A 23,126-nucleotide genomic window follows, 5' to 3' on the forward strand; every position below is an offset into this window, starting at 1 on the left:
GCATCCTCCGGCCCGTGGAACGAGCTCAGCGGTGCACGCTGCGCACCGCCGCCACGTCCGGCGGGATCGCGGGTGCCGGGACGTCCGCGCCGAGTGCGGCCAGGCGGCGCTTCACGCTCGCCGCGATGCCCGCGCCGAGCACGAACCGCGTGGGTGTCCTCGCGTGCCCCGCGGTGTCGAGGAGCCGGTGCGCCTCGCGGCTGCGCAGGCCGGTGTGGGTGAGCACGAGGTGGGCGAGGCGGTGCTCGCCCGCCGCCAGCGAGGACGCCATCGCCCGTGCCGCCTCGTCGTCGACGCGGTTGTCCACGGCGCCCAGCGCCCCTGCGGCGCGCACCCGCCCGAGGTCGAGCAGGGTCACCCCGGCGGCCACCGACGCGGCGACGAGACGGGCGGTGGCACGCGGGCCGATGCCGTTGCTCGCGACGGCCAGCCGGTCGAGCCGTCCGTGCGGCGCGCGCTCCAGCGCGTCGGCGAGCAGGAGAGCCCCCTCGTCCCCCAACCGCGCCGCGGATACGTAGAGTTCGCGCACCGCGCCGTGGACGATCAGTCCGGCGAGGGCTCCCGCGCCGGCCCGGCCCAGCGGATTGCCGCCCAGGAAGATCCGCTCGACGCTCCGCCCCATGTCCGCCGCCGCGACGAGCGCGCCGACGAGGTCCGTGAGACCGGCCGCGTCCAGGCCGGTCTGGACGAGATCGAGGGTGCGCAACGCCCTCACGGAGTCGATCAGTTCGGCCGCGGCGCGACCTCCCCGCGGGCCCAGTGGATTGCGCTTCAGCCAGACTCCGGTCACGATCTGCGGCGAGGCGCGGAGCTGGTCAGCGATGCGACAGGCGCCGCCCGCGGTGATGCCGTTGCAGCCGAGGTAGAGGGTCTCGATGCGGGCGTCGCCCGTCCCGCCGGCCACGTCCGCCGCTCCCGCGTCCCCGAGGCCGTCCGTGCCGAGCAGCAAGTGGCGGACGGAGGACTCCCCCCGGACGTCCTGGGCCTCCCGGAGCGCGTCGGCGACCAGAGCCGCACCCTGCGCGCCGAGCGCCTGCTTGCACAGGTCGAGCCGCCCGTCGGGCAGTGCCGTGCCCGCGGGGAAGTCCAGGCGCTCACCGGCGGGCCGTCCGCCCCTCAACCAGGCGAGCAGGGACGCCAGTTCGGCCACCGGCCGTGGCGCGACACGCGGCACGCCGGCGGACAGGGCCTCGCTCACCACGCCGCCTCCACGTAGTCCTTGAGGAAGACGCCCGACACAGGCGCCCCTGCCTCGCCCCGCACGATCGGGTCGTAGATCCGGGCCGCCCCGTCGATGATGTCGAGCGGTGTGCGAAAGCCCGCGCCCGCCATGCGGTCCTTCTTGGGCGCCGGGTTCTCGTCGGTGATCCAGCCGGTGTCGACGGCGCACATGTGCACGCCCTGCGCGGCGAGTTCGGGCGCGCTGGTGCGGGTGAGCATGTTCAGGGCGGCCTTGGCCATGTTCGTGTGGGGATGCCCGGCCATCTTGTTGCGCACGGCGAACCGTCCCTCGACCGCGGTCACGTTCACGATGTACGTACGAGGGCGCGGCGACGCGAGCAGCTGGGGCAGCAGCCGGTCGCAGAGCAGGGCCGGGGCGAGCGCGTTGACCAGCTGGGTCTCCAGGACCTCGGCGGGGTCGAGGCCGCCGAGCCGGGCGGACCAGGAGTTCTCGGGGGAGGCGTCGGGGAGCAGCCCCGCCTCGTCGGCCTCGCGCAGGACGAGGGCGAGCGCGCCCTGCCCCGCGTCGGGCCCGACGGCCCGCATCGGGCGGAATCCGGGAGCGCGCCGGGCGAGCGCGGGCAGGTCGGCCCGTTCCCCCGCCGCGAGCGCCGCGTACGACTCGGGAGGCCGGCGGACCGTCTGGGCCGCGTTGTTCACCAGGATGTCGAGCGGCTCGCCCGCCTGCCGCAGCTCTTCGCACAGGCCGAGGACTTGGCGGGGGTCGCGCAGGTCGACGGCGAGCACGGTGAGGCGGTCGAGCCAGGCCTCGCTGCCCGGCACCGCGCGAAAGCGCCGCTCGGTGTCGTGCGGGAAGCGGCTGGTGACGAGGAGTTCGGCGCCGTCCCGCAGCATCATCTGGGCCAGCTGGAAGCCGATCTTCACGCGGCCTCCGGTGAGCAGTGCGCGGCGCCCGCGGAGATCGGTGGTCAGGGCGCGCCGTGTCCGGTTGTCGGCCGCGCAGTCCGGACAGAGCCGGTGGTAGAAGGAGTCGACCTGTCGATACGACGTCTTGCAGACGTAGCAGGGCCGGGGGCGGCGAAAGACCCCGCCCGTGCCGTCGGCGAGCAGCGGCGCGTCCTCGCGGCGGTCGTCCGCGCCGGTCGCGGTGGCGGCCATGACGGCCGCGTCGGCGGCGGTCAGTTCGGCGCCGCGCGCCTTGCGCCTGCGCAGCCGCCCGTCACGGGCGAAGGACGCGGCGACCTGCTCGGCGCGCAGCCGCACCGGGTCGTCCACGGGGAGCTCCCGGAGTCTGCCGACCATGTCGTGGAAGGCCGCGAGGTCCGCCTCGCTGATCCCGCCGCTCCCGCTCATCCGTCCCCGCCCCGCGTGTGCCGTGCCCGCCCCGCGTGTTCCGTACCCGTGGTCCCGGCCGGATTCGAACCGGCGTATCCGCCTTGAGAGGGCGGCGAGTCTGCCTCTGCTCTACAGGACCTCCGTGCGCACGCCCCGCGCACGCCCCACGGATCGTAGCCAGGGGCCCGTCACCGTGTCGCACCGATTTACGACCGCCCTCCTCGGTGCAACTGTGGGCACGGGGGTGGAACCCATGGCGCAGACCCATGAGTGGATGTTCTACGAGGTCATGTGGCGCGGCTGGGCGGGCAGGGCGCACGTGCCCTACCCCGTGCCGTGGTGGGCGCAGCAGGCCTTCCGGCACTGGAGCGACGACTTCGACTCCGGGACGTACGCATCGAAGGAGGCGGCGCTCTCCTCCAACGCCCTGTACCGGTACTGGCACATGGTGGGGGTGAAGGACCACCGGCAGGAGTCCCTGATCGGCCAGGCAGGTGAGATCGAACCGGTCTACGACACGTACTGCCTGTCCTTCTTCGTGTACGACCCGGCGACGGGCGCCCTGCACCTGCCGCAGCTGGCCGAGGGCGGCACGGTGACGCAGCGCATGGAGGCCCCGCACCTGCCGGTCGTCCTCACGGACTTCCGTACGCCGGACGGCGTGGAGTTCGTGCAGCGCACCTTCGCGACGGCGACCGGCGCGCGGCAGCGGGACCTGGTGGTGACCCGCCTCACGGTGGGCACCGCGACCGGCCAGCCGCGCGAGGGCTGGTTGTGTGCGGCGGTCCTGCCCGCGGGGCCGAGCGGCTTCCAGCGGCACGACCGGGACGACCGGCCGGGCACTGACCGGAGGCTGACGTTCCTGCGGCATCTGCCGGCGGAGAACCGGGTGGAGACGAACAGCGGCTGGGGCCCGGTGTTCGACACTGTTCCCGAGCAGTACGGGGTGTACGGCAACCCCGACTTCAGCCACGACCCGGACACCTATCTGTGGCACAGCCCGTTCCACGACCTGGTCACGGGCGGCAAGCTGAACGGCGCGGGGCAGGCGCAGGACCAGGTGGCGGGGTTGTGCAGCGCGGCGTTCGCCTGGCCCTTCCGGGTCATCGACGACGAGACGTTCGAGCTGGACGTGCGGCTGCCCGTCGACCAGTACAGCGGGGCCGACGACCTGGCGGAGATCCGGGCGACACCGGCCGCCGAACTGGAGGCGGCCAACCGGGCGTTCTGGACGTCAAAGCTGATCGACCAGGGCCTGCAGCCCGGACTTCCGCGACCGGTGGCCCACTTGACGGACCTGTTCCGCCAGTCCCGCGCGCAGCTGCTGATGCTCTCCGACCACGGGGAGATCCACCCGGGACCCACGGTCTACGACTCGTTCTGGATCCGCGACTCGTCCGTGGAGGCCACGGCCTGCTCGCTGGTGGGTGACGGGGCGCTCGCGGAACGTCAGTTGGGCACGCACTATCCACTGAAGTTCAACCGCGGCACGGGCCGGATCGGGCCGTGCGCCGAGTACGGCTTCTACGGCGGCCCGCACGAGCGGGACGACCGCGAGTGGGACTCCAACGGGCAGGCGCTCTGGGCGATCGGCCGCTTCGACCGCACGAAGGGCCGCGCCGCCGCGTTCGGCGCGAAGCTGTACACGCCGTACGTCGTCGACGGCGCCCGGTGGCTGCGGGACAACCGCGACCGGAACGGGCTGCTGCACAGCGGCTGGAGCGCCGAGCACCTGGGCGAGCGCGACAAGCCGCACTACTGGGACGACCTGTGGGCGCTGGGCGGTCTGTACGAGGCGGCGCGGCTCGCGGAGCGGATCGGCTCGCCGGAGGTGCCCGAGCTCTGGGCGGCCTTCGACGACGTGCGCGAGGCGACCGCCGCCTCGGTGCGCTGGGTCCTGGCGGAACAGCGCGGGCGCGGCGCGTGGGAGACGTACATCCCGACCGGCCCCGGAGACGTCGGGCGGCTCGACTCGACGATGATCGGCACGGCGGCGTACTTCCATCCGCTGCGGCTGCACATGGGTGCCAAGCTGGGCCCGGACGTCGATACGGCGGCGCGCCACACCCTCGACACCATGTACGCCCACTTCGTGTCGGGCGGCTTCCGGCACGAGGCCGCGTGGAACGCCTACGGGCCCTACCTGACCACGCAGTTGGCGCACGCCTATCTGCTGGCGGGCGATCAGGTGCGGATGGACGCACTGCTCGGCTGGATCGTCGGAGCGTCCTTCCCGCGGACCGAGGAGCGGGCGGTGGCGCTCGGCGCGTGGAACGAGCAGCACGCCTTCAGCATCGCGTCGGACTTCCGCGAAGTGCCGTCCCGGCACTGGTACATGGGCGACATCCCGCACGGCTGGGCCGCCGCCGAGTATCTGCTCCTGATCCGCGACATCCTGCTCTTCGAGGCGGACGAGGACCACGATCCGCTCGTGTACGTCGCACCGGGCGTACGGCCCCACTGGGTGCCGGACGGCGACACGGTGGCGGTGGAGTCCGCGCCGACCCTCTTCGGCGAGCCCTTCGGCTACCGGCTCACCCACGACGCGGGCGGGCGGACCGTGACGGTGGAGGTCACCGAGGCTCCGGAGCGGGTGCGGTACGTCTATCCGTGCCGGTTCGGGCAGGTGCGGTCGGTGTCGGCGGACGGGCGTGAGCTACCCGTCTCCGGTGACGACGTGCACGTCCCCGCGGGAACGGGCCGGTTCGTCGTGACGTACGCCTGACGAGCCCCCCATCCGTCGTGGGCCACGCCTGAAGGCCCGCGAGCTCGGGTTCGGACCCCCTTTCGGGTACGAGGAGCTCGCGGGCCGGCGCTCAGGCGCGGTTGTCGCGTCTGAGGGCGTACCGCTCCTTCTCGGAGAGGCCGCCCCAGACGCCGAATCGCTCGTCGTTGTTCAGCGCGTACTCCAGGCAGGCCGAACGCATCTCGCACATCTGGCAGATGTCCTTCGCCTCACGCACCGAGCTTCCGGGCTCGGGGAAGAAGAAGTCGGCTCCTGTCTGGGCGCACAGCGCCTGCTCCTGCCAGGCGAGTTCCGGCTCGGCTGTCATGTCGATCTGCATGCCACCGATGCTGTCGCACCGCGCGAAACAAGCGATCAACGAACGATCAACGCATGTCCATCCGGCCTTCGGAACCGCCGCGACCGCCCGCGCGGCCCGCCGAGTACTGCCCGCGGGCCGGCACCGCGAAACCATCGATTTTCGGCGCACACGGCCGCGTGTGCCGTCGCGGCCCGGCAGCGGCCGACCTGACCCGACCCGACCTGACCCGACCACGGAGGGTGCGGGCGAGCGGGGAGGCTACGGCTGCAGCACCGCGAAGCGCGCTCCCGCGGGGTCCGCGAGCTTCGCGAAGCGGCCCACGCCTTCCATCGAGACGGGCTCCATCCGCACCGATCCGCCGCCGCGGCGGGCCTTGGCGACGGTGGCGTCGCAGTCGTCCACCTGAAAGTACGGCAGCCAGTACGCACCCGCTTCCGAGGGGTCGCTGTCCAGCGGCACCACGCCGCCGAACATGTCGTCCGGGGTGCCGTCCGCCGGGTGCACCATCGTGTACGTGCCGCCGGGGAAGGACGCCTCGCTGATCTGCCAGCCGAACACGGAGCCGTAGAACGCCATGGCCGAGGAGACGTCCGGCGTGTACAGCTCGGTCCAGACCAGGCCGCCCGGTTCGTTCAGGACATCGAGGCCCTTGAGCGCGCCCGGCTGCCACACGGAGAACGGGACGCCCGTGGCGTCCACGACGCCGGCCATGCGGCCGAGATCGAGGACGTCCACGGCCTCGAAGAGCGTGCTGCCGCCAGCCTGCTCGACCGCCTTCACCGTGGCGTCCACCTCCGGCGTGCGGAAGTACAGCGTCCAGGACGGCGGGGCCTCGTCCACCGGGATGGCCATGGCGCCCGCGGCGGTCCTGCCGGCGCGCTGATACTGGCTGTAACCACCCACCTCCGCGGGGCCCTGCTGGAGCTCCCAGCCGAGCACGTCGCGGTAGAAGGCGCCGACGCTGCCGAGGTCCGGGGCGCACATGTCGACCCAGACCGGGGCTCCTGTCACGAAACGGCTATTGAGCATGATCGACTCCTTTGTCGCATCTCATGTCCGTTCTCCTGAGTCTGGCACCCGCCACTGACAATCCGCCTCCCCCGCCGGCGCCACCGGCCGTCCGCCGCCCTCCATGCCCTCCCACTTCGTCATGTGATGAAGGAAGAACATTTCTGAGAGCGCTCTCAGTCACAACTCTTGACGCCGCATTCGCCCGTCGGGACAGTGGTGCACCACCCCACACCCCCCACGAACCGCGCAGGAGACCTTCCGTGATTTCGCGTCGAACGTTCCTGACCTCCGCAGCCGGCGCCGCGGGCGCCCTCACCTACCCCGTCTGGGGCAGCGCCCTGAGCCCCGGCGCGCAAGCGGGCGGCAGGGCCGCGCCCGCCACCTGCGAGCTGGCGCTCGCCAACAAGTCGCTCCCCGGCCAGGTGCACGCCTACGTCACCGGCCACGAGCAGGGCACCGACCGCTGGGTGCTGCTCAAGCCGGACGGCGGCGTCTACCGCCCGGACTCCCCCTCGGGGCCGCAGACCCCGCTGCCCGTCGACTGCGCCATACCGCTCGGCGCCGCCGGATCGGCACCCAAGGTGCTGACCCTGCCTCAGATGTTCGGCGCCCGCGTCTACTTCGTGCGCGACGGCAAGCTGGACTTCTTCCTCAACCCGGGCCCCTCCCTGGTCGAGCCCGCCTTCGCGACGCCCGAGGACCCCAACTACGGCCGCACGTGGTCGTTCTGCGAGTTCACCTTCAACCCCCAGCAGTTGTACGCCAACATCAGCTACGTCGACCTCGTCACCGCCCTGCCCATCGGCCTGACCCTGGAGGGCGACGCCACGCACACCGTCGCCCCGCTGCCCGACGGCGCCGTCGACAAGATCGCCTCGGACCTCGCCGCGCAGACGGCGAAGGACGGCCAGCCGTGGGACAAGCTCGTCATCCGTGGCGACGGCGGCGTCCTGCGGGTGATATCGCCGCAGAACCTCATGGCGCCGTACTTCGACAAGCCGGACCAGATGCCGTTCCGCGACCTGTGGAACGGCTACATCGACCAGGTGTGGGACAAGTACCGTGCCACGGACCTCAAGATCGACCTGCAGGGCGGCCGCGGGGTGTTCACCGGACGCGTCAGCGGCGACGTGCTGACGTTCAACGGCGGGCACTCCTTCACCAAGCCCACCTCGAAGGACATCTTCACCTGCAACCACGGGCCGTTCGCGAACAATCCGAGCGACCCCGACGACAAGAAGGGCCTCCTCGCGCGGCTCGCGGCCGGCTTCAACCGCAGCATCATGCTCACCCACCCCGAGCAGCCGAACGGCACGAGCTCGGCGGACTACTACCGCGACGCGGTGACCAACCACTGGTCGCGGGTGGTGCACGCCAACTCCCCCATCGGGTACGCGTTCCCGTACGACGATGTGCGCCCCGACGGGCAGCCGGACGTGTCGGGCGCCGCACACGACGGCAACCCGCGGCGGTTCACGGTGACGGTCGGGTCCTAGGGTCCGTCTTCACACGCACTCCCGCCACCCGAAGGGCGACGGGAGTGCGTGTCAGGCGTCGCGGAGCCGGCAGGACTGTGAAGGCGGGACCGCGCGCCCAGTCCCCCGCGGACCGTCCTGCCGGTCCGCGGGCCCGTCGGTTCCAGACCTGTTACGCCGACTCCCTGCGCACCAGGGCCGTGGGCAGGACCACGCCGGGGGGCTCCGCGGCGGGCCCGGCGGCCGGCTCCGATCCCGTCCCCGCCCTGCCGCGCAGCAGCATCCGCGCCATCAACCGGCCCATCTCCTGGATGTCCTGACGAACCGTCGTCAGCGGTGGCTCGGTCTGCTCGGCCACCGGCAGCATGTCGTCGAACCCGACCACGGCCACGTCGTCCGGCACCCTCCTGCCCCGCTCGCGCAGCACGCGGAGAGCACCGGACGCGGTCAGGTCGTTCGCGGCGAAGACGGCGTCCACGTCCGGGGCCCGGTCGAGGAGTTCACGCATCGCGCGCTCGCCGCCCGCCGGGGTGAAGTCGCCCTCGGCGATCAGCAGCGGGTCCACGTCGGCCAGCACGTCACGGAATCCGTCGAGCCGGTCGACCGCCGACGTCTGGTCCAGGGCGCCGGTGATGTGCGCGATGCGGCGGCGCCCGAGGCCGACCAGGTGGCGCACCGCCTCCCGCGCACCGCCGCGGTTGTCACAGTCGACGTACTGCGCGCCCGGCTCCTGTGCGCCCGCCCCCGGCCAGCCGGGGCGTCCGCCGAACACGGTCGGCACCCCGGCCCGCCGGATGATGCCGGGCAGCGGGTCGTCGAGGTGCAGCGAGAAGACGAGCGCGCCGTCCACGTGGCCGCCCGCGAGATAGCGGCCGACTCGCTCGTGGTCGTCCCGCCCCTCGGTGAGCAGCAGCACGAGCTGAATGTCGTGGGCCGTCAACTCCTTGCTGATGCCGCGCAGTTGCAGCGCGAAGAACGGGTCGGCGAAGACCCGGTTCTCCGGCTCGGCGATCACCACGGCGACCGCGTCGTGGCGCCGGGTGACCAGACTGCGGGCGGCACGGTTGGGAACGTAGCCGAGCTCGTCGACCGCGCGTCGCACCTTCTCCGCGAGCACCTCGCGCACCCCCGGGTCGCCGTTGACGACGCGGGAGACGGTGGCTCTGGAGACCCCGGCGCGGGCGGCCACGGCCTCCAGGGTGGGGCGCGGTTCCTCGGTCACCTTCGGTCACTCCTCCCTGACGGTGTCAGGGGCTTCCCTGACGGTGTGCAGGAGGCATCTTCCCGTATCGGCGCCGCCGTCACCGCGCCGAGGTGCCCGGCGCGGGCGCGGCCCCTCCGGGTGTCCCGCGCCACGAATACGCTGCCCCTGGTCCGGGAAGCGATTCAGGACGCGGAGAGAGCGCAAGCAGGCCGAGCCGCCCGACCGGCTCGCCGCCCGGCCGCGGGACACCGACGCGGCGGTGCGGGCCTGTGCCGCGTTCGGGGCGGCGGAGTCGACAGGCCTGGAGTGGGCGCTGCGGGAGCCGGCGCCGGCCGTGGCGCACGAGCCGTGGCCGACGCCGTGGAGCACCAGGCCGTCTCGCGCTCGCCCCTGTTCCGGGCCGCCACGCTCCAGTACGTACGCCCCTCGAACACCGCGCGCCGGACGCGTACGACCGGCTGCTCGCCGTCAGGCCGAGTCGGCCGCGGCGAGCGGCCGGACGACTGCCCCGAACCGGGCCAACGCACCGATGTGCCGGGCGATGTGAGCGAGTCGACCGAGCCGGCGCGCGGCCGACGCTCATGACGGATGCATGTCGTCAGCCCCTCAGCCCTTCAGCCCCTCAGCCCCTCAGCCCGTCAGTGATGATCGTGCTCACCACCGGCGCCCGCCGACGTCGACGGCTCCTCGCCCCCACCCTTCGACTCCCCTGCTCCCTTCGACCCGCCCTTCGAGGCCGTCCCGTGGTGCGGCTCGTAGTCCGGGATCGTCCCGTCCGCCTTCTTCACCAGGAACAGTCCGGCCATGCCCATGTCCGAGTGGCTCTGCACGTGGCAGTGGTACATCCAGGCCCCGGCGCCCACGCCCTCGCCCGCGATGACCTGGAAGCCGAAGGAGTCGCCCGGGCCCGTGATCTTGTCGTCGAGGATCTGACTCGGGTCGTCGGGGCCGGTCAGCAGGCCCGTGCGGTTGTCCGCCCAGCGGTGACCGTGCACGTGGAACGTGTGGTAGTACTCGCCGTGCGTGATCGACACGAACTCGACGCGGTCGCCCACGGTCGCCTCGAAGGCGGGACTGTCGTGGCCCGCCTTGTTGTTGATCGTCATGTCGTTGAAGACGACGGTGAACGTCTTGTCCGGCAGCAGGTCGCCCTTGCGCCGCACGATCAGCGCCCCGTAGAGGCCCTTCCGTACACCACCGGTGCCGTGGTCGGTGCCGACGACGTGATCGTGGTAGTGCCAGTAGCCCGCGGTGCCGGGGCGCCACGTGCCGTCCTTGCGGCGGCCGGGGGCGTGCGTGCGCCAGGTGTAGGTGCGCTTGCCGCCCGGCTCGACGTGGCTCTTGGTGTGTCTGGTGCCGTCGCTGGAGATCTCGTAGTCCATGCCGTGGACGTGCAGGCTGGCGTCCACGTCCATCGTGTTCTCGAACTCGATGTGCAGGGTGTCGCCCTCGTTGAGCTCGATGAGCGGACCGGGAATGGAGGCCTTGCCCTTCTCCAGGCCGTACCCCATCTGCCCGTCCGCGAGCTTCTCCGCGTACATCTTGATGCGCTTGACCTCACCGCCCGCCGGCGCGGTCCTCGGCGGCGCCTCGGCCGTGCTGGCGTCGGGCGCACCCGCGACCGACAACGATGTCACCCCGGCCGCCGCTGCCGCGCCGCCCACGAGCATCCGCCGGTTGAAGCTCCGCCTGTCCAGATTTCGTCGGTTCGGCCGGTCCATGACGAACTCCCCCATCACGTACGGAGACTGACGGGGCGCAGAAGGCCCCGAGGACGGCCACACGGTATCGGCCGGATCTTTGTTTATCCACACGCAGGACAAAGTTGGTGCTATCGCGGTGATACCTATTGGCGAGTTGCGAAAAGAGGTCTAGCTTCGTCGGCGCTGTTGCTGTGACCGACGAGGGGTGGGTGTACTCATGCGGCGCACACCGCATCAAAGGCCCTTGGCTGTACAAGGGTTGACCAGAACACGACGCAGACCGAACCGTTCGCACCGGGCCTGGGCAGCCGCTCTGCTGTCCGGCGCCCTGGTCACCGGCGCGCTCTCCGCACAGGCCGCGTCCGCGCGGCCGTACCCGGAGCCGCCCGTGACAACGATGTCTCTTCCGTCGCCGCCCGGCGGGGCCAACGTCAAGGTCCTCGTCTTCCACGGCTCGGCGGCGGGCGGCGACGAATCCCCCGTCGTCAACGCGGGCATCGAGGCGATCGAGAAGATCGGCCAGTCCGGACCGGCCGGCCAGCGGTTCAAGATCGAGGCGACGGACGACCCGGCCGTCTTCACCAACGGGACAAAGCTCGGCAAGTTCAACGCCGTGGCCTTCCTGACCGGTGGCGGGGACGTCCTCGACCCCGAGCAGGAGGCGGGCCTCGAGGCCTACATGGAGGCCGGCGGCGGCTTCCTGGGCATCCACGACGCGGCCCGCGCCGAGCCCTACTCGAACTGGTTCACCGGGCTGATCGGCGCCCGGCCCGCCGACGCGAGCCCGACGAACGTCCAGCGGGCGACCGTCGAGGTCGGCGACCGCGAGAACCCCGCCACCAAGGACCTTCCCCTCCAGTGGAAGCGCCCCGACCAGTGGCTGAACTGGGCCAAGAACCCGTCGGGCGACGTGCACACGGTCGCCCGCGTCCGCGAGTCGACGTACCAGCCGGGCGAGGGCAAGAACGGCTGGGACCACCCGGTGTCGTGGTGCCGCGACTACGACGGCGGACGCTCCTTCTACACCGGCATGGGCGGCACGGCCGCGTCGTACGACGAAGTGGACTTCCGCGGCCATCTGCGGGGCGCCCTGCTGTGGACCACCCGCATCGCGCGCGCCGACTGCAAGGCGACGATCAACGCCAACTACAAGGCGGAGCGTCTCACCCAGCCCAACCAGCCGGGCCAGAACGACCAGATCGGCGAGCCGCACGGCATGGTGACGGCCCCCGACGGCCGGATCTTCTACATCGGCCGCGGCGGCGCCGACTCCTCCCAGCCCGTCGTGACCGACTGGAACAACCCGGACATCGGCAAGGGCAGGGGCGAGATCCACGTCTACGACCCGAAGACCAAGAAGTCGACGCTCGCGGGCGCCCTGACGGTCTTCGGCAACAAGGGCGGCGGCGACGAGCTCATCAAGGTCGAGGAGGGCCTGCTCGGCATCGAGCTGGACCCGAAGTTCGAGGAGAACGGCTGGGTGTACCTGCACTACACACCCCACTCGAAGATCAACCGCGAGACGCACATGGCCGAGCGGTACGTCTCCCGCTTCACCCTCGACCGGGCCACGAACAAGCTGGACACGGCCAGCGAGAAGGTGCTCCTGAAGTGGCCGGTACAGATCCACAGCTGCTGCCACGCGGGCGGCGGGATGGCCTGGGACTCCAAGGGCAACCTGTACATCGCGACCGGTGACAACAACTCCTCGCAGTTCAGCGACGGTTACTCGGGCAACAACCCGCAGCCGAACTTCAAGGGCGTCTCCTTCGCCGACGCGCGCCGCACGGCGGGCAACACCAACAACCTCAACGGCAAGATCCTGCGCATCCACCCGGAGCAGGACGGCACGTACACGCTCCCGTCGGGCAACCTCTTCACCGGCAAGGAGCAGGACGAGGGCGGCGGCAAGACGCGCGGCGAGATCTACGTGATGGGCGTCAGAAACCCGGCGCGCATCTCGATCGACAAGAAGACCGACACGCTGTACGCGGGCTGGGTCGGGCCGGACGCCGGTGAGGCGTCGACGACGTGGGGCCCGGCGAAGTACGACACGTTCGCCGCGATCACGCACGCCTCCAACCGCGGCTGGCCGTACTGCATGGGCAACAACCAGCCCTACCGCGACCGCAATCTGCCGGACCCGACGAAGCCGCTGGGCTGGTACGACTGCAAGAACCTCAAGAACGAGTCGCCCAACAACGACGGCCTGGTGAACATCCCGCCGGCCGAGCCCAACAACATCTGGTACTCGCCGCAGGGCGGCGGCGTCGACTACCCGCGTGACGCGAACGGCGTGCCGAGTTACAAGGCGTCGGAGCAGAAGACGCTCCTGCCGTGGCTCAAGGGCGGCGGCCAGGCCACGATGAACGGCCCTGTCTACCGCTTCGACGCGGCCAACGCGAGCGCCGACAAGTGGCCCGCCTACTGGGACGGCAAGTGGTTCGTCGGAGACTTCTACGACTCCGACCAGCCGCGGCACGCCGTGGTCACCGACCCGAAGACGGTCGGCAGCGGCGGCCTGCCGGTGCACGCCGAGTCCCTCAAGAAGATCATTCCGATCGGCAACGACGGCATCAAGAACCTCATGGACTGGAAGTTCGCGCCGGACGGCTCGCTGTACGTCCTCGACTACGGCAGGGGCTTCTTCACCTCGGACTCCAAGTCGGCGCTGTGGCGCGTCACTTACAAGGGCGGCGCGGCGACCCCGGCCGCCGCGGACCTGGCGAGGAAGGCGGGATGATGCGCACGCTCACCAAGGCGTCCGGCAGTGCCTCGCGCACTGCGTCCACAAGGCGAAGACTGTACGCGGCGCTGTTCGTGTCGCTCCTCATGGTGCTCGGGCTGACCTCGACCGCGGCGACGGCCCGCACCGACAACAACGGTCTGGCCGCGGCGCAGACCCTGACCTGGACCGCCGACAACGACATCACCAAGTACAAGTCGGCGCCCACCACGGCGGTGGCGGGCGCGACGACGATCGTCTTCGAGAACAGCGAGGCGACCGGCAACACCACGGGCATGCCGCACACGCTGACGTTCGACACGGCGGACCCGGAGTACAACGGCGACGTCCCGCTGAACATCATGGCCAACCCCAATGACGACCAGGGCGGCAAGCACACGGCCGAGGTGACGCTCACCCCGGGCCGCTACCGCTACCACTGCACCATCCCGGGCCACGGGTCGATGCAGGGCATCCTGGTCGTGACCGAGGGCGGCGGCGAGGACACCACCGCGCCCGAGGCCACCGCCAAGGTCGAGGGAGCCACCAACGCCGACGGCGCGTACGTCGGTTCGGCCACCGTGGCGGTGACCGCGACCGACGAGGGCTCGGGCGTCGACAAGATCGAGTACGCGGTCGGGGCGGACGGCGCGTGGCAGCCGTACACCGCGCCGGTCGTCGTCGACCAGGCCGGCACCCACAAGGTCCGTGTCCGGGCCACCGACAAGGCGGGCAACGTCTCCGCCGAGAAGGCCGTCGACTTCACGGTCGTCGCGCCTCCGACGGACGACAAGACGCCTCCGGAGACCTCGGCCACGGTCACCGGCGAGAAGAACGACCAGGGGCAGTTCGTCGGCATGGCGACCGTCACGGTGACGGCGTCCGACACCGGCTCCGGCGTCAACAAGATCGAGTACGCGATCGGCGACGGCGCCTGGACCGCGTACACCGCGCCGGTCATGGTCCACGAGGCGGGCGCGCACAAGGTCCGCTACCGGGCGTCCGACAAGGCGGGCAACCAGGCGGCCGAGAAGGCGGTCGAGTTCACCGTCGTCGCACCGCCCGTGCAGGACAAGACGCCGCCGGAGACCTCGGCGAAGGTCGAGGGCGACAAGGACTCGGACGGCGCCTACCTCGGCAAGGCGAAGGTGACGGTCACCGCGACGGACGCCGACTCGGGCGTCGACAAGGTCGAATATTCCCTGGACGGCGGCCCCTACCTCGCGTACGAGGCGCCGGTCGTCGTCGACCGCGTCGGCCGCCACAGCGTGGCGTACCGGGCGAGCGACAAGGCGGGCAACGCGTCCGCGGCGAAGACCGCCTCGTTCACGGTCTCCGAGGGCGGCGGCGTGCCGTCCCCCAACTGCCCTGAGTTCGACGAGCGGTTGACGGTCTTCGTGGGCACGGTCGACACGGCCATCCCGAACCGCGTCACGAACAACCGGTGCCGCGTGGGCGAGATGATCGAGGACGAGAAGGAGTGGACGTCGCACGCGCTCTTCCTCAAGCACGTGAAGACCGTGACGGACAAGCTCCTCAAGGCGGGTGAGATCGACCAGCGCGAATACAACAAGATCAACCGCGCCGCCAAGCAGTCCGGCATCGGCAAGCCCGGCCAGACGGCGGGCTACAGCAAGCTCTTCGACGGCACCAAGAAGTCCTTCGACCAGTGGGAGCAGGTGGGCGGCGGCAAGTTCGGCCTGAACGCCGACGGCTCCATGACCAGCTCCACCTCGGTCGACGGCATGGGCATGCTGTGGTTCCCCCGGCGCAAGTACGGCGACTTCTCGCTGAAGCTCCAGTGGCGGGACGACGCACCGGGCAACGGCAACGCCAACGCCGGTGTCTTCGCGCGCTTCCCGCAGGTCCACGACCACCCGGAGGAGGCACGCCCGGAGTGGGTCGCCATCAAGTACGGGCATGAGCTCCAGATCAATGACCGCCCGGACGGCGACATGTACAAGACGGGGTCGGTCTACGGGTTCGACCGGGTGGGCCTTGCCGGTGCCGGCGTCACCCCGAAGGGCACGTGGAACGACTACGAGATCCGGGTGGTGGACCAGCACTATTCGATCTACCGCAACGGCGTCCTGCTCAACGAGTTCGACAACGTCGGCGGCCAGGACTTCACGCCGCCGCGCGGCGACGACCCGGGCACGGACGGACGCCGCTTCGCGTCCGGCTACCTCGGACTCCAGGTCCACAGCATCACGGACGTGGTGTCGTACCGCGACATCAGGATCAAGGAGCTGTAGGCGCAGCGCCTGCCGCGCCTGTCGCTGAGGATGCGGCGCCCTCGTCCCGTACGGGGCGGGGGCGCCGTCGCGCGTCGGGGTGCCGTTGCGTGGCGGGGTGCCGTTGGGCGTGGGGGTGTCGTTGGGCGCCTTCCTCGGCCCACCCCGGCCTGCGGCAGGATGGGGCCGTGCCGACCACTTCAGAGAAGATCGCATTGAGTGAGGACGAGCTCCGGGAGATCGCGGGGTACGCCGCGGCCTGTGCGCGCAGGGTGCTGGCGGTCTTCGAGGAGGCGCTTCCCGAGGACACCCGGCCCCGGGCCGCCGTCGACGCGGCGCTCGCCTTCGCAGGAGGCGGCCGACGCACGAACGCGCTGCGGCAGAGCGCGTGGGCGGCGTTCAAGGCGGCGCGTGAGGCGGGTCCGTCCGCCGCGGCCGAGGCGGCGCGCGCGGCGAGCCACGCGGCGGGCGCGGCCTTCCTGCACCCCCTGGCGGACGCCCATCAGGTGAAGCACATCCTCGGCGCGGCGGCGAACGCGGCGCGGGCGGAGGAGTTGGCGGCGCGGGCCGGGACCCTCGACTGGGCGCGCCGCAACGCGCCCCCCGCGGTCCCCGCGGTGCTCGGCCGTCTGCCCGCGGCGCCGTCCGGGGGCGGGCGCGTGGGTGAGCTGCTCCGCGAGCTGGACGCGGCTCTCCGCGGCTGAGGCGGCGAGTTCCGCACGCCGCTGACCCGAACCCCCTCCCCCCCCCGGCCACGCCCAGCGGGGCCCTCACTCCTCGTGCTTCGCGCGGCTCGGCTGGACGCGTTTCGGCTCGCCGGGCATCTTCGGGTACTCCGGGGGATACGGCAGGTCACCGAGGCCGCGGTCCTTCTCGTCCCGGTCGGCCAGTTCGAGGAGGGCGTCAAGGGAGTGCGGCCGGTCCGCCATGCCGGCGTGGACGTCACCGGCCTTCGCGAAGCGCGCGGGCATGGTGGCGATGTCGAAGTCCTCCGGTACCGCGTCGTCGACCTCCTCCCACCGCAGCGGTGCGGACACCGGGGCGTGCGGGCGGGCGCGTACCGAGTAGGCGGAGGCGATCGTACGGTCGCGTGCGGTCTGGTTGAAGTCCACGAAGATGCGCTCCCCGCGTTCCTCCTTCCACCACGCCGTCGTCACCGCGTCCGGCATCCGCCGCTCCAGCTCCCGGCCGCAGGCGATGACGGCCCGCCGCACCTGTGTGAAGGTCCAGCGCGGTTCGATCGGCACGAAGACGTGCATCCCTCGTCCGCCGGAGGTCTTGGGCCAGCCGACGAGTCCGCCGAACTCGTCGAGGACCGAACGGAGTTCGTGGGCGGCCCGCACCGCGTCGGCGTAGTCCGTGCCGGGCTGCGGGTCGAGGTCGATGCGGAGTTCGTCGGGGTGCTCGGTGTCCTCGCGCCGCACCGGCCAGGGGTGGAAGGTGAGGGTGCCGTACTGGGCGGCCCAGACGACCGCGGCCACTTCGGTGGGGCAGATCTCGTCGGCGGTGCGGCCGCTGGGGAAGGTGATGGTGCCGGTGGGGATCCAGTCGGGCAGGTTCTTCGGGGCGCGCTTCTGGTAGAAGGACTCGCCGGTCACGCCCTCCGGGTAGCGCTCCAGGGTCGTGGGGCGGTCGCGCAGTGCGCGCAGGATCCCGGGGCCGACCGCCACGAAGTACTCGGCGAGATCCAGCTTGGTGAATCCCCGCTCGGGAAAGACGACCCGGTCCGGGCTGGAGAGCCGCACCTCCCGCTCCCCCGTGTCGATCTGCACGGCCGCGCTCTTGCCCTTGGCAGCACCCATGCGAGCCACGCTAGACGTGCGGGATGTTCACGGCATATCGGGCGGCACGAAGCTCCACGTCGCTCCACGTCCCCGGATCAGCGGTGTGCCGCCGCGGAGCGAGAGACGGCTCCCCGTCCGGAAGCGGCGCCCCAGGTCAGCGACCAACGGCCAACCGAGTGAGTGGCAGGGTCTCACCCTTGCCCGCCCCGGCCCTCACGCCGGTTCTCAGGCCGGTTCTCACGCCGGCTCTCACGCCTCGCCGGTCACCGTCGCCTGCCACGACCCCGGCCGCACGCCTGTCGCGTTGCGGAAGAACACCGAGAAATTCGACGCGTCGGGAAAGCCGAGCGCGCCGGCACAGCCGGCCGAGGTCAGGCGCTCGTGCGCGAGGAGCCGTTTGGCTTCCAGGACAAGCCGATCGACGATGTACGCCTTCGCGGTGCGGCCGGTGACCTGTTGCACCGCTCTTGAGAGGGTGCGGGGCGCGTAGCCCAAGGTCCGGGCGTAGTAGCCGGCATCGTGGTGCTCCCGGAAGTGCGCTTCGACACTGGCCCTGAACAGTCGGAACACCGGATGTGCCGACCCCGCTTCGCCGTGCGGCGGGCGGAGCCGGGCGATGAGCGCGGAGAGCAGGATCTCGGGCAGCTCCGTCGACGTGTCCGCGGGCGGGGCGGACGCTTCGAGCAGGAGGTGGCTGCGCGCGGCGTCGACGAACGGCCAGTCGGCGTCAGGAACGTTCCATCGTGCGACCAGGTCCGGTGCCGCGGCGATCTCCCGGGTGGCGTGGGTGACGGGTGCGGTCGAGACGAACAGCACGACGTGGCCCGTCACGTCGGCGATGTCGTCCCACCGGTGCACCGCGCCGGGAGCGACCCACACGGCGGACCGCTCCTGGAGCGGGTGTACGGAGAAGTCCACGGTGACCGATCCGTGCCCGGCGTCGACGAGCGCGAGGACGTGAAAGTCGGCGCGCTGCGTGCCGCCGTCGTTCAGCTCGCGAAGGCGGCCGAACGTCATCGTCTCGACAGCGGCGGCACCGCGCCGGACGGGCTGATAGGTCATCTGCCGGATCGCGGTCACGTGTCCAGTTTCCACCATCGGGTGACCAGTCGCGCCGATGCCCCGGAAGGGCCGGTGGAGATCCAATGGGAAGACCCAATCGATGGGGAAGAACCGCCCCAGAAGACTGATCGAGACAGTGACCGAGGAGTTGCGATGACCACGACGCAGAAGAGCACGACATCGATGAACACGACACGACAGCCGCCATTGCCCACTTACGACCATCTGGCTGGGGCGGGGCCGACCCTGGTGTTCCTGCACTACTGGGGTGGTTCCGCCCGCACCTGGGACCTCGTCGTCGACCGCCTCGCGGGGCGCGACGTCCTCACGGTCGACTTCCGCGGGTGGAGCCGATCGAGCGGTCTGCCCGGTCCCTACACGCTCCAGCGGCTAGCGGACGACACGCTCGCCGTGATCGCCGACGCAGGCGTCACCGAGTACGTCCTCGTCGGTCATTCCATGGGCGGCAAGGTCGCGCAGCTGATCGCGGCGACCCGGCCCGCCGGCCTTCGAGGGATCGCCCTCGTGGCCCCCGGCCCGGCGCAACCCGCCACGCAGATCACTCCCGAGTACCGGGAAGCCCTCTCCCACGCCTACGACTCCGACGAGTCCGTCGCCGGCGCACGGGACACCATCCTCACCGCGACCGAGCTGCCCGAGTCGGTCAAGTCGCGGATTGCGGCCGACTCGCGTGCCGGCGCCGATGCCGCCCGCACGGAGTGGCCGTTGCGCGGCATCGCGGAGGACATCACCGCGCACACCCGCAGGATCAGCGTCCCCGCACTGGTCGTCGCCGGAGAGAACGACCGGGTCGAACCCATCCACGTGCTCCGCGACAACCTGGTGCCCCACCTCTCCGCAGCCGACTTCGTGGTGATCCCGGATACGGGTCACCTGATCCCGCTGGAATCTCCGGCCGACCTCGTCGACGCGATCACCGCCTTCGCGCCGGCCGGCTGACGTTCAAGGTCGGTGGGGAGGCGTTGCGGACGGTGTCCGTCAGGCCGCCAGGCGGGTGCCGCGGCGCCAGACGGCACGGGTGTTGAGGGTGTCGGAGACGGCGGTGGTGGGGTCGCCGTCGACAAGGAGGAGGTCGGCGCGCAGCCCCTCGGCGATGCGTCCGCGGTCGTCGAGGCCGAAGCGGCGGGAGGTGGTGGCGGTCGCCGCGCGCAGGGCTTGGGCGGGGGTGAGGCCCGCGCGGACCAGGTACTGCAGTTCGTGGTGGAGGCTGGCGCCGTGGGCGAGTCCGCCCAGGAACGGCAGGGGAAGCGAGACATCGCTGCCCGCCAGCAGGTCCACGCCGGCGTCACCGAGTGCCTTGACGGTGGCCAGGACGTCTTCGATCCTGCCCTGCGGGTAGTGGCCGAAGCTGGAGCGCAGCGCCTTGTCCCAGTCGGCGTCGAGACGCGAGGCGACACGCGGGTCGTCGGCGAGTCCGCTGCCGGTGATGCCCATCATGGAGGCGTTCAGAACCACGCAGGGCACGACGAAGACCCCGGCGTCCTTGATCATGCTGATGGTGTCGTCGGTGTGCGGCCGGTCCATGAAGAGGTGGGCGAGGCCGTCGATACCGGCCTCGACGGCCATGCGGGTGGCGTCCACGGTCAGGGTATGGGCGACGGTGAGCATGCCGTGCCGCTTGGCCTCGGCGACGCCGGCGTTCAAGGTGGCCTGGTCGAGCATCGGCAGGCCGGGGTGCCCTTCGACGCTGCCGTCGTCGACCATGAACTTGATGTAGTCCGAGCCGCGTTCGATCAGCTGCGGGATGAACGCGACAGCCTCCTCGGGGGTGGTGGAGAACGGCATGAGCGGAGGCTGACCGGTGGGCTCGGCGCCTGCGGGCGGGCCGGGACGGAAGCCTTCGGGGAACAGCTCGCTGGGGTGGCCGCCCGGCGGAGTGATGCCGAAACCGGCGGAACGTACGTCGGCGAGGGTGTCGTCGGCGCTGATGTGAGCGCGGTTGTCGCGGGTGTGGGTGCCCTGCATCTCCAGTTCGGTGGTCACCCCGAAGCGCAGTGCCAGCGCCAGCGCGTCCGGGCCGGTGTGGACGTGGGCATCGATCAGACCCGGCAGCAGCGTTGCCCCGCTGCCGTCGACGATCTCCGCTCCTTCGGGGACGTCGCCGCCGAGGCGGGCGATCCGCCCGGAGTCGACGAGCACGTTGAGGACGCCCAGCGTCTTCTCACCGTCGAAGACCCGGGCACCGGTGATAGCGGTCACGGTCATGGCTTGCCTCACTCCTGGAGTTTGATCCACTCACCTCAACCTATACCTAATGCTATGGACATGCTGAATGTGATGCACATGCATGAGGGTCGGGACTCTTAGAATGGCCGTATGAGCCGTACGAGCAGCTCCCTGCCGGACCCAGGCACCGACGGAACCCTCCTCGACCAGGTCGGACCTGCGCTGTCACGGCTGCGGCGGCGTACCTCCGGCGGGCGCGGCGACCTCACCCGTAACCTCGTCCTGAACGTGGTCGCGGACGCGCCCGGGGAGATGACGGTCGGCGGAATCGCCGCCGAGATGGGCGTCACCCAACCCGTCGCCAGCCGCACCATCGCCGCCTGCGTCGCCGACGGTTTGATGCGCCGGGCCGCGTCCCAAGCGGACGGACGACGCACGGTTCTGGAGCTCACGGACGCCGGCGAGGCCGAGCGACATCGCTTCGCCTCCGAACAACGCGTGACCTTCGAGCAGATCACCGCGGCGTGGGACCCGGCCGACCGCACCCGATTCGCCCAGTTCTTGATCCGCTACGGCCAGGACGCCGGCGCCTATTCCACCCGGCGGCACCGTCACGACGGGGGCATCGAAAGCACCCGGTCGGAGGGCTGACCGGCCCGCAGGGAGCAGGGCGACGGACTCCGGAGGGTCCACGCCCCGGCCTTCTCTTTGACCTGCTCTTTCCGGACGCGAGCTGAACAGGCGGACCGCGTGGACCCCTCCTAGATTTGGAGCATGGATCTGCCGGTCATGCCTCCCGTGAAGCCCATGCTCGCCAAGCCCGTGGCGAAGATCCCGCCGGGCATGCAGTACGAGGCGAAGTGGGACGGGTTCCGCGCGATCGTCTTCCGGGACGGCGACGACATCGAGCTCGGCAGCCGCACCGGCAAGCCCCTGACCCGCTACTTTCCGGAGCTGGTGACGGCCCTGCGGGAGCGCCTGCCGGAACGCTGTGTCATGGACGGCGAGATCGTGATCGTCCAGGACGGACACCTCGACTTCGACGCGCTCACGGAGCGCATCCACCCCGCCGCCTCCCGGGTGACGCTGCTCGCCGAGCGCACGCCCGCCTCGTTCGTGGCCTTCGACCTCCTCGCCCTCGGGGAGGAGGCGCTGCTCACCGTAGGCCTTGCCGAACGGCGGGCTCTCCTGGAGGAGGCACTGGCCGGCGTCACGGCCCCCGTCCACCTGGCGCCGGCGACCACGGACCCCGAGGAGGCGCAGGTGTGGTTCGAGCGGTTCGAGGGCGCGGGCCTGGACGGCGTGATCGCCAAGCCGCTCGACCTGGCCTACCGCCAGAACGAACGCCTGATGTACAAGATCAAGCACGAGCGCACGGCGGACTGCGTGGTCGCGGGCTACCGCCTCCACAAGAGCGGCCCCGTCGTCGGTTCACTGCTTCTCGGCCTGTACGACGACGAGGGCGCGCTGCAGCACGTGGGCGTGTGCGCGGCCTTCTCAATGAAGCGCCGCGCCGAACTCGTGGAGGAGCTTGCGCCGCTGCGGATGGGGTCCGCGGAGGGGCATCCGTGGGGGGCCTGGGCGGACGAGGCGGCCCACGAGAACGCCCGCATGCCCGGCGCCCCGAGCCGCTGGTCGGGCAAGAAGGACCTCTCCTGGGTACCGCTGCGCCCGGAGCGGGTCTGCGAGGTCGCCTACGACCACATGGAGGGCGGCCGACGCTTCCGCCACACGGCCGCCTTCCGCAGGTGGCGCACCGACCGCACCCCGGAGAGCTGCACGTACGCACAACTGGAGCAACCGGTGCGCCACACCCTGACGGACGTCCTGGGCTCCCCCGCCTGACCCCCTCACGCGCCCCGCCGGCACCCCCGGCACCGTGAACCGACCCCTTGCCTACTTCGGAGCCGTCGCCGTCGCCGTCGGCACCGGTCCGGCGCTCGTGCCGCCCGACGCGGTGGACCGTGGCGTAGGCGACCGCGTGCCCAGGCAGGTCCAGGGAGCCGCGCCGCAGGTTCGTGCCGCAGGACGACATCGTGCGGCGCGCGCAGCCTTTGCGCGTCGCCCTGGACCACGCGGCCCGCCTGCGCGCGGCACCGGCCTCTGATCAGCGGCGCGCAGGCGCATCGGCCCCTGATCCACTCCGCACACCTCGGGCCCACGGCACAGCCTGCCTC

Annotated in this window: 18 protein-coding genes and 1 tRNA gene; 9 read left to right on the forward strand and 10 right to left on the reverse strand. The window is 71.3% G+C overall.

The features are described from left to right. Nucleotides 1–25: 25 nt before the first annotated feature. The 3 genes from ACZ592_RS13490 to ACZ592_RS13500 form a co-directional block, all read right to left on the reverse strand. Nucleotides 26–1,198, reverse strand: a complete 1,173-nt coding sequence (locus tag ACZ592_RS13490; RefSeq protein ID WP_471581671.1) for a leucine-rich repeat domain-containing protein — start codon at nt 1,196–1,198, stop codon at nt 26–28. Continuing rightward, complete coding sequence (locus tag ACZ592_RS13495) at nt 1,195–2,535, reverse strand: SDR family NAD(P)-dependent oxidoreductase (RefSeq protein WP_471581672.1); 1,341 nt, start codon at nt 2,533–2,535, stop codon at nt 1,195–1,197. Before ACZ592_RS13495 ends, ACZ592_RS13490 begins: the two co-directional genes overlap by 4 nt. 49 nt (nt 2,536–2,584) lie before the next feature. Then, nucleotides 2,585–2,656: transfer RNA gene (locus tag ACZ592_RS13500), tRNA-Glu, on the reverse strand. 114 nt (nt 2,657–2,770) lie between these two features. Between ACZ592_RS13500 and ACZ592_RS13505 the strand changes: the two genes are divergently transcribed. Further along, complete coding sequence (locus ACZ592_RS13505; protein WP_471581673.1) at nt 2,771–5,242, forward strand: prenyltransferase/squalene oxidase repeat-containing protein; 2,472 nt, start codon at nt 2,771–2,773, stop codon at nt 5,240–5,242. Nucleotides 5,243–5,333: 91 nt separating this feature from the next. On the opposite strand, the gene ACZ592_RS13510 is transcribed toward ACZ592_RS13505, so the two are convergent. Both ACZ592_RS13510 and ACZ592_RS13515 read right to left on the reverse strand, forming a co-directional pair. Continuing rightward, nucleotides 5,334–5,582: a WhiB family transcriptional regulator gene (locus ACZ592_RS13510; protein ID WP_471581674.1), complete on the reverse strand. Its 249-nt coding sequence runs from the start codon at nt 5,580–5,582 to the stop codon at nt 5,334–5,336. Nucleotides 5,583–5,822: 240 nt separating this feature from the next. Then, the gene (locus ACZ592_RS13515; protein ID WP_471581675.1) at nt 5,823–6,593 is read right to left on the reverse strand and encodes a VOC family protein; all 771 of its coding nucleotides are present in this window, start codon (nt 6,591–6,593) and stop codon (nt 5,823–5,825) included. A gap of 242 nt (nt 6,594–6,835) precedes the next feature. On the opposite strand from ACZ592_RS13515, the gene ACZ592_RS13520 reads away from it, so the two are divergent. Continuing rightward, nucleotides 6,836–8,071 (forward strand): glycoside hydrolase family 64 protein, encoded by a 1,236-nt coding sequence (locus ACZ592_RS13520; protein WP_471581676.1) that lies wholly within the window; start codon nt 6,836–6,838, stop codon nt 8,069–8,071. A gap of 151 nt (nt 8,072–8,222) precedes the next feature. Here ACZ592_RS13520 and ACZ592_RS13525 read toward each other — a convergent pair whose 3' ends face one another. Beyond that, complete coding sequence (locus tag ACZ592_RS13525; protein WP_471581677.1) at nt 8,223–9,272, reverse strand: LacI family DNA-binding transcriptional regulator; 1,050 nt, start codon at nt 9,270–9,272, stop codon at nt 8,223–8,225. A 330-nt stretch (nt 9,273–9,602) separates the two neighbouring features. Here ACZ592_RS13525 and ACZ592_RS13530 point away from each other — a divergent pair, with 330 nt between their 5' ends. Further along, nucleotides 9,603–9,839, forward strand: a complete 237-nt coding sequence (locus ACZ592_RS13530; protein ID WP_471581678.1) for a hypothetical protein — start codon at nt 9,603–9,605, stop codon at nt 9,837–9,839. Nucleotides 9,840–9,892: 53 nt separating this feature from the next. Here ACZ592_RS13530 and ACZ592_RS13535 read toward each other — a convergent pair whose 3' ends face one another. After that, nucleotides 9,893–10,951 (reverse strand): multicopper oxidase domain-containing protein, encoded by a 1,059-nt coding sequence (locus tag ACZ592_RS13535; RefSeq protein WP_471581924.1) that lies wholly within the window; start codon nt 10,949–10,951, stop codon nt 9,893–9,895. A 223-nt stretch (nt 10,952–11,174) separates the two neighbouring features. Between ACZ592_RS13535 and ACZ592_RS13540 the strand changes: the two genes are divergently transcribed. From ACZ592_RS13540 to ACZ592_RS13550, 3 genes are all read left to right on the forward strand, one after another. Further along, a complete protein-coding gene (locus ACZ592_RS13540; RefSeq protein WP_471581679.1) occupies nt 11,175–13,700 on the forward strand; it encodes a ThuA domain-containing protein in 2,526 nt (841 codons plus the stop codon). A gap of 89 nt (nt 13,701–13,789) precedes the next feature. Continuing rightward, the gene (locus ACZ592_RS13545; protein ID WP_471581925.1) at nt 13,790–15,937 is read left to right on the forward strand and encodes an OmpL47-type beta-barrel domain-containing protein; all 2,148 of its coding nucleotides are present in this window, start codon (nt 13,790–13,792) and stop codon (nt 15,935–15,937) included. A gap of 167 nt (nt 15,938–16,104) precedes the next feature. After that, a complete protein-coding gene (locus ACZ592_RS13550; protein ID WP_471581680.1) occupies nt 16,105–16,620 on the forward strand; it encodes a putative immunity protein in 516 nt (171 codons plus the stop codon). A gap of 66 nt (nt 16,621–16,686) precedes the next feature. On the opposite strand, the gene ligD is transcribed toward ACZ592_RS13550, so the two are convergent. Together ligD and ACZ592_RS13560 are read right to left on the reverse strand one after the other, a co-directional pair. Continuing rightward, entirely contained in the window at nt 16,687–17,718 is a 1,032-nt protein-coding gene (gene ligD, locus ACZ592_RS13555) for a non-homologous end-joining DNA ligase (protein ID WP_471581681.1), read from the reverse strand. A gap of 231 nt (nt 17,719–17,949) precedes the next feature. Next, complete coding sequence (locus tag ACZ592_RS13560; RefSeq protein ID WP_471581682.1) at nt 17,950–18,798, reverse strand: helix-turn-helix domain-containing protein; 849 nt, start codon at nt 18,796–18,798, stop codon at nt 17,950–17,952. A 147-nt stretch (nt 18,799–18,945) separates the two neighbouring features. Here ACZ592_RS13560 and ACZ592_RS13565 point away from each other — a divergent pair, with 147 nt between their 5' ends. Next, on the forward strand, nt 18,946–19,722 hold the full coding sequence (locus ACZ592_RS13565) for an alpha/beta fold hydrolase (RefSeq protein ID WP_471581926.1): 777 nt from the start codon (nt 18,946–18,948) through the stop codon (nt 19,720–19,722). A gap of 39 nt (nt 19,723–19,761) precedes the next feature. Here ACZ592_RS13565 and ACZ592_RS13570 read toward each other — a convergent pair whose 3' ends face one another. After that, nucleotides 19,762–20,988 carry a metal-dependent hydrolase family protein gene (locus tag ACZ592_RS13570; RefSeq protein WP_471581683.1) on the reverse strand — a complete coding sequence of 409 codons (1,227 nt, stop codon included), beginning with the start codon at nt 20,986–20,988 and terminating at the stop codon, nt 19,762–19,764. Nucleotides 20,989–21,099: 111 nt separating this feature from the next. Between ACZ592_RS13570 and ACZ592_RS13575 the strand changes: the two genes are divergently transcribed. Both ACZ592_RS13575 and ACZ592_RS13580 read left to right on the forward strand, forming a co-directional pair. Continuing rightward, nucleotides 21,100–21,600, forward strand: a complete 501-nt coding sequence (locus tag ACZ592_RS13575) for a MarR family winged helix-turn-helix transcriptional regulator (RefSeq protein ID WP_471581684.1) — start codon at nt 21,100–21,102, stop codon at nt 21,598–21,600. A 123-nt stretch (nt 21,601–21,723) separates the two neighbouring features. Continuing rightward, nucleotides 21,724–22,794, forward strand: a complete 1,071-nt coding sequence (locus ACZ592_RS13580; protein WP_471581685.1) for an ATP-dependent DNA ligase — start codon at nt 21,724–21,726, stop codon at nt 22,792–22,794. The last annotated feature ends 332 nt before the right edge of the window (nt 22,795–23,126 follow it).

The organism is Streptomyces sp. NPDC040622, assembly GCF_055593965.1.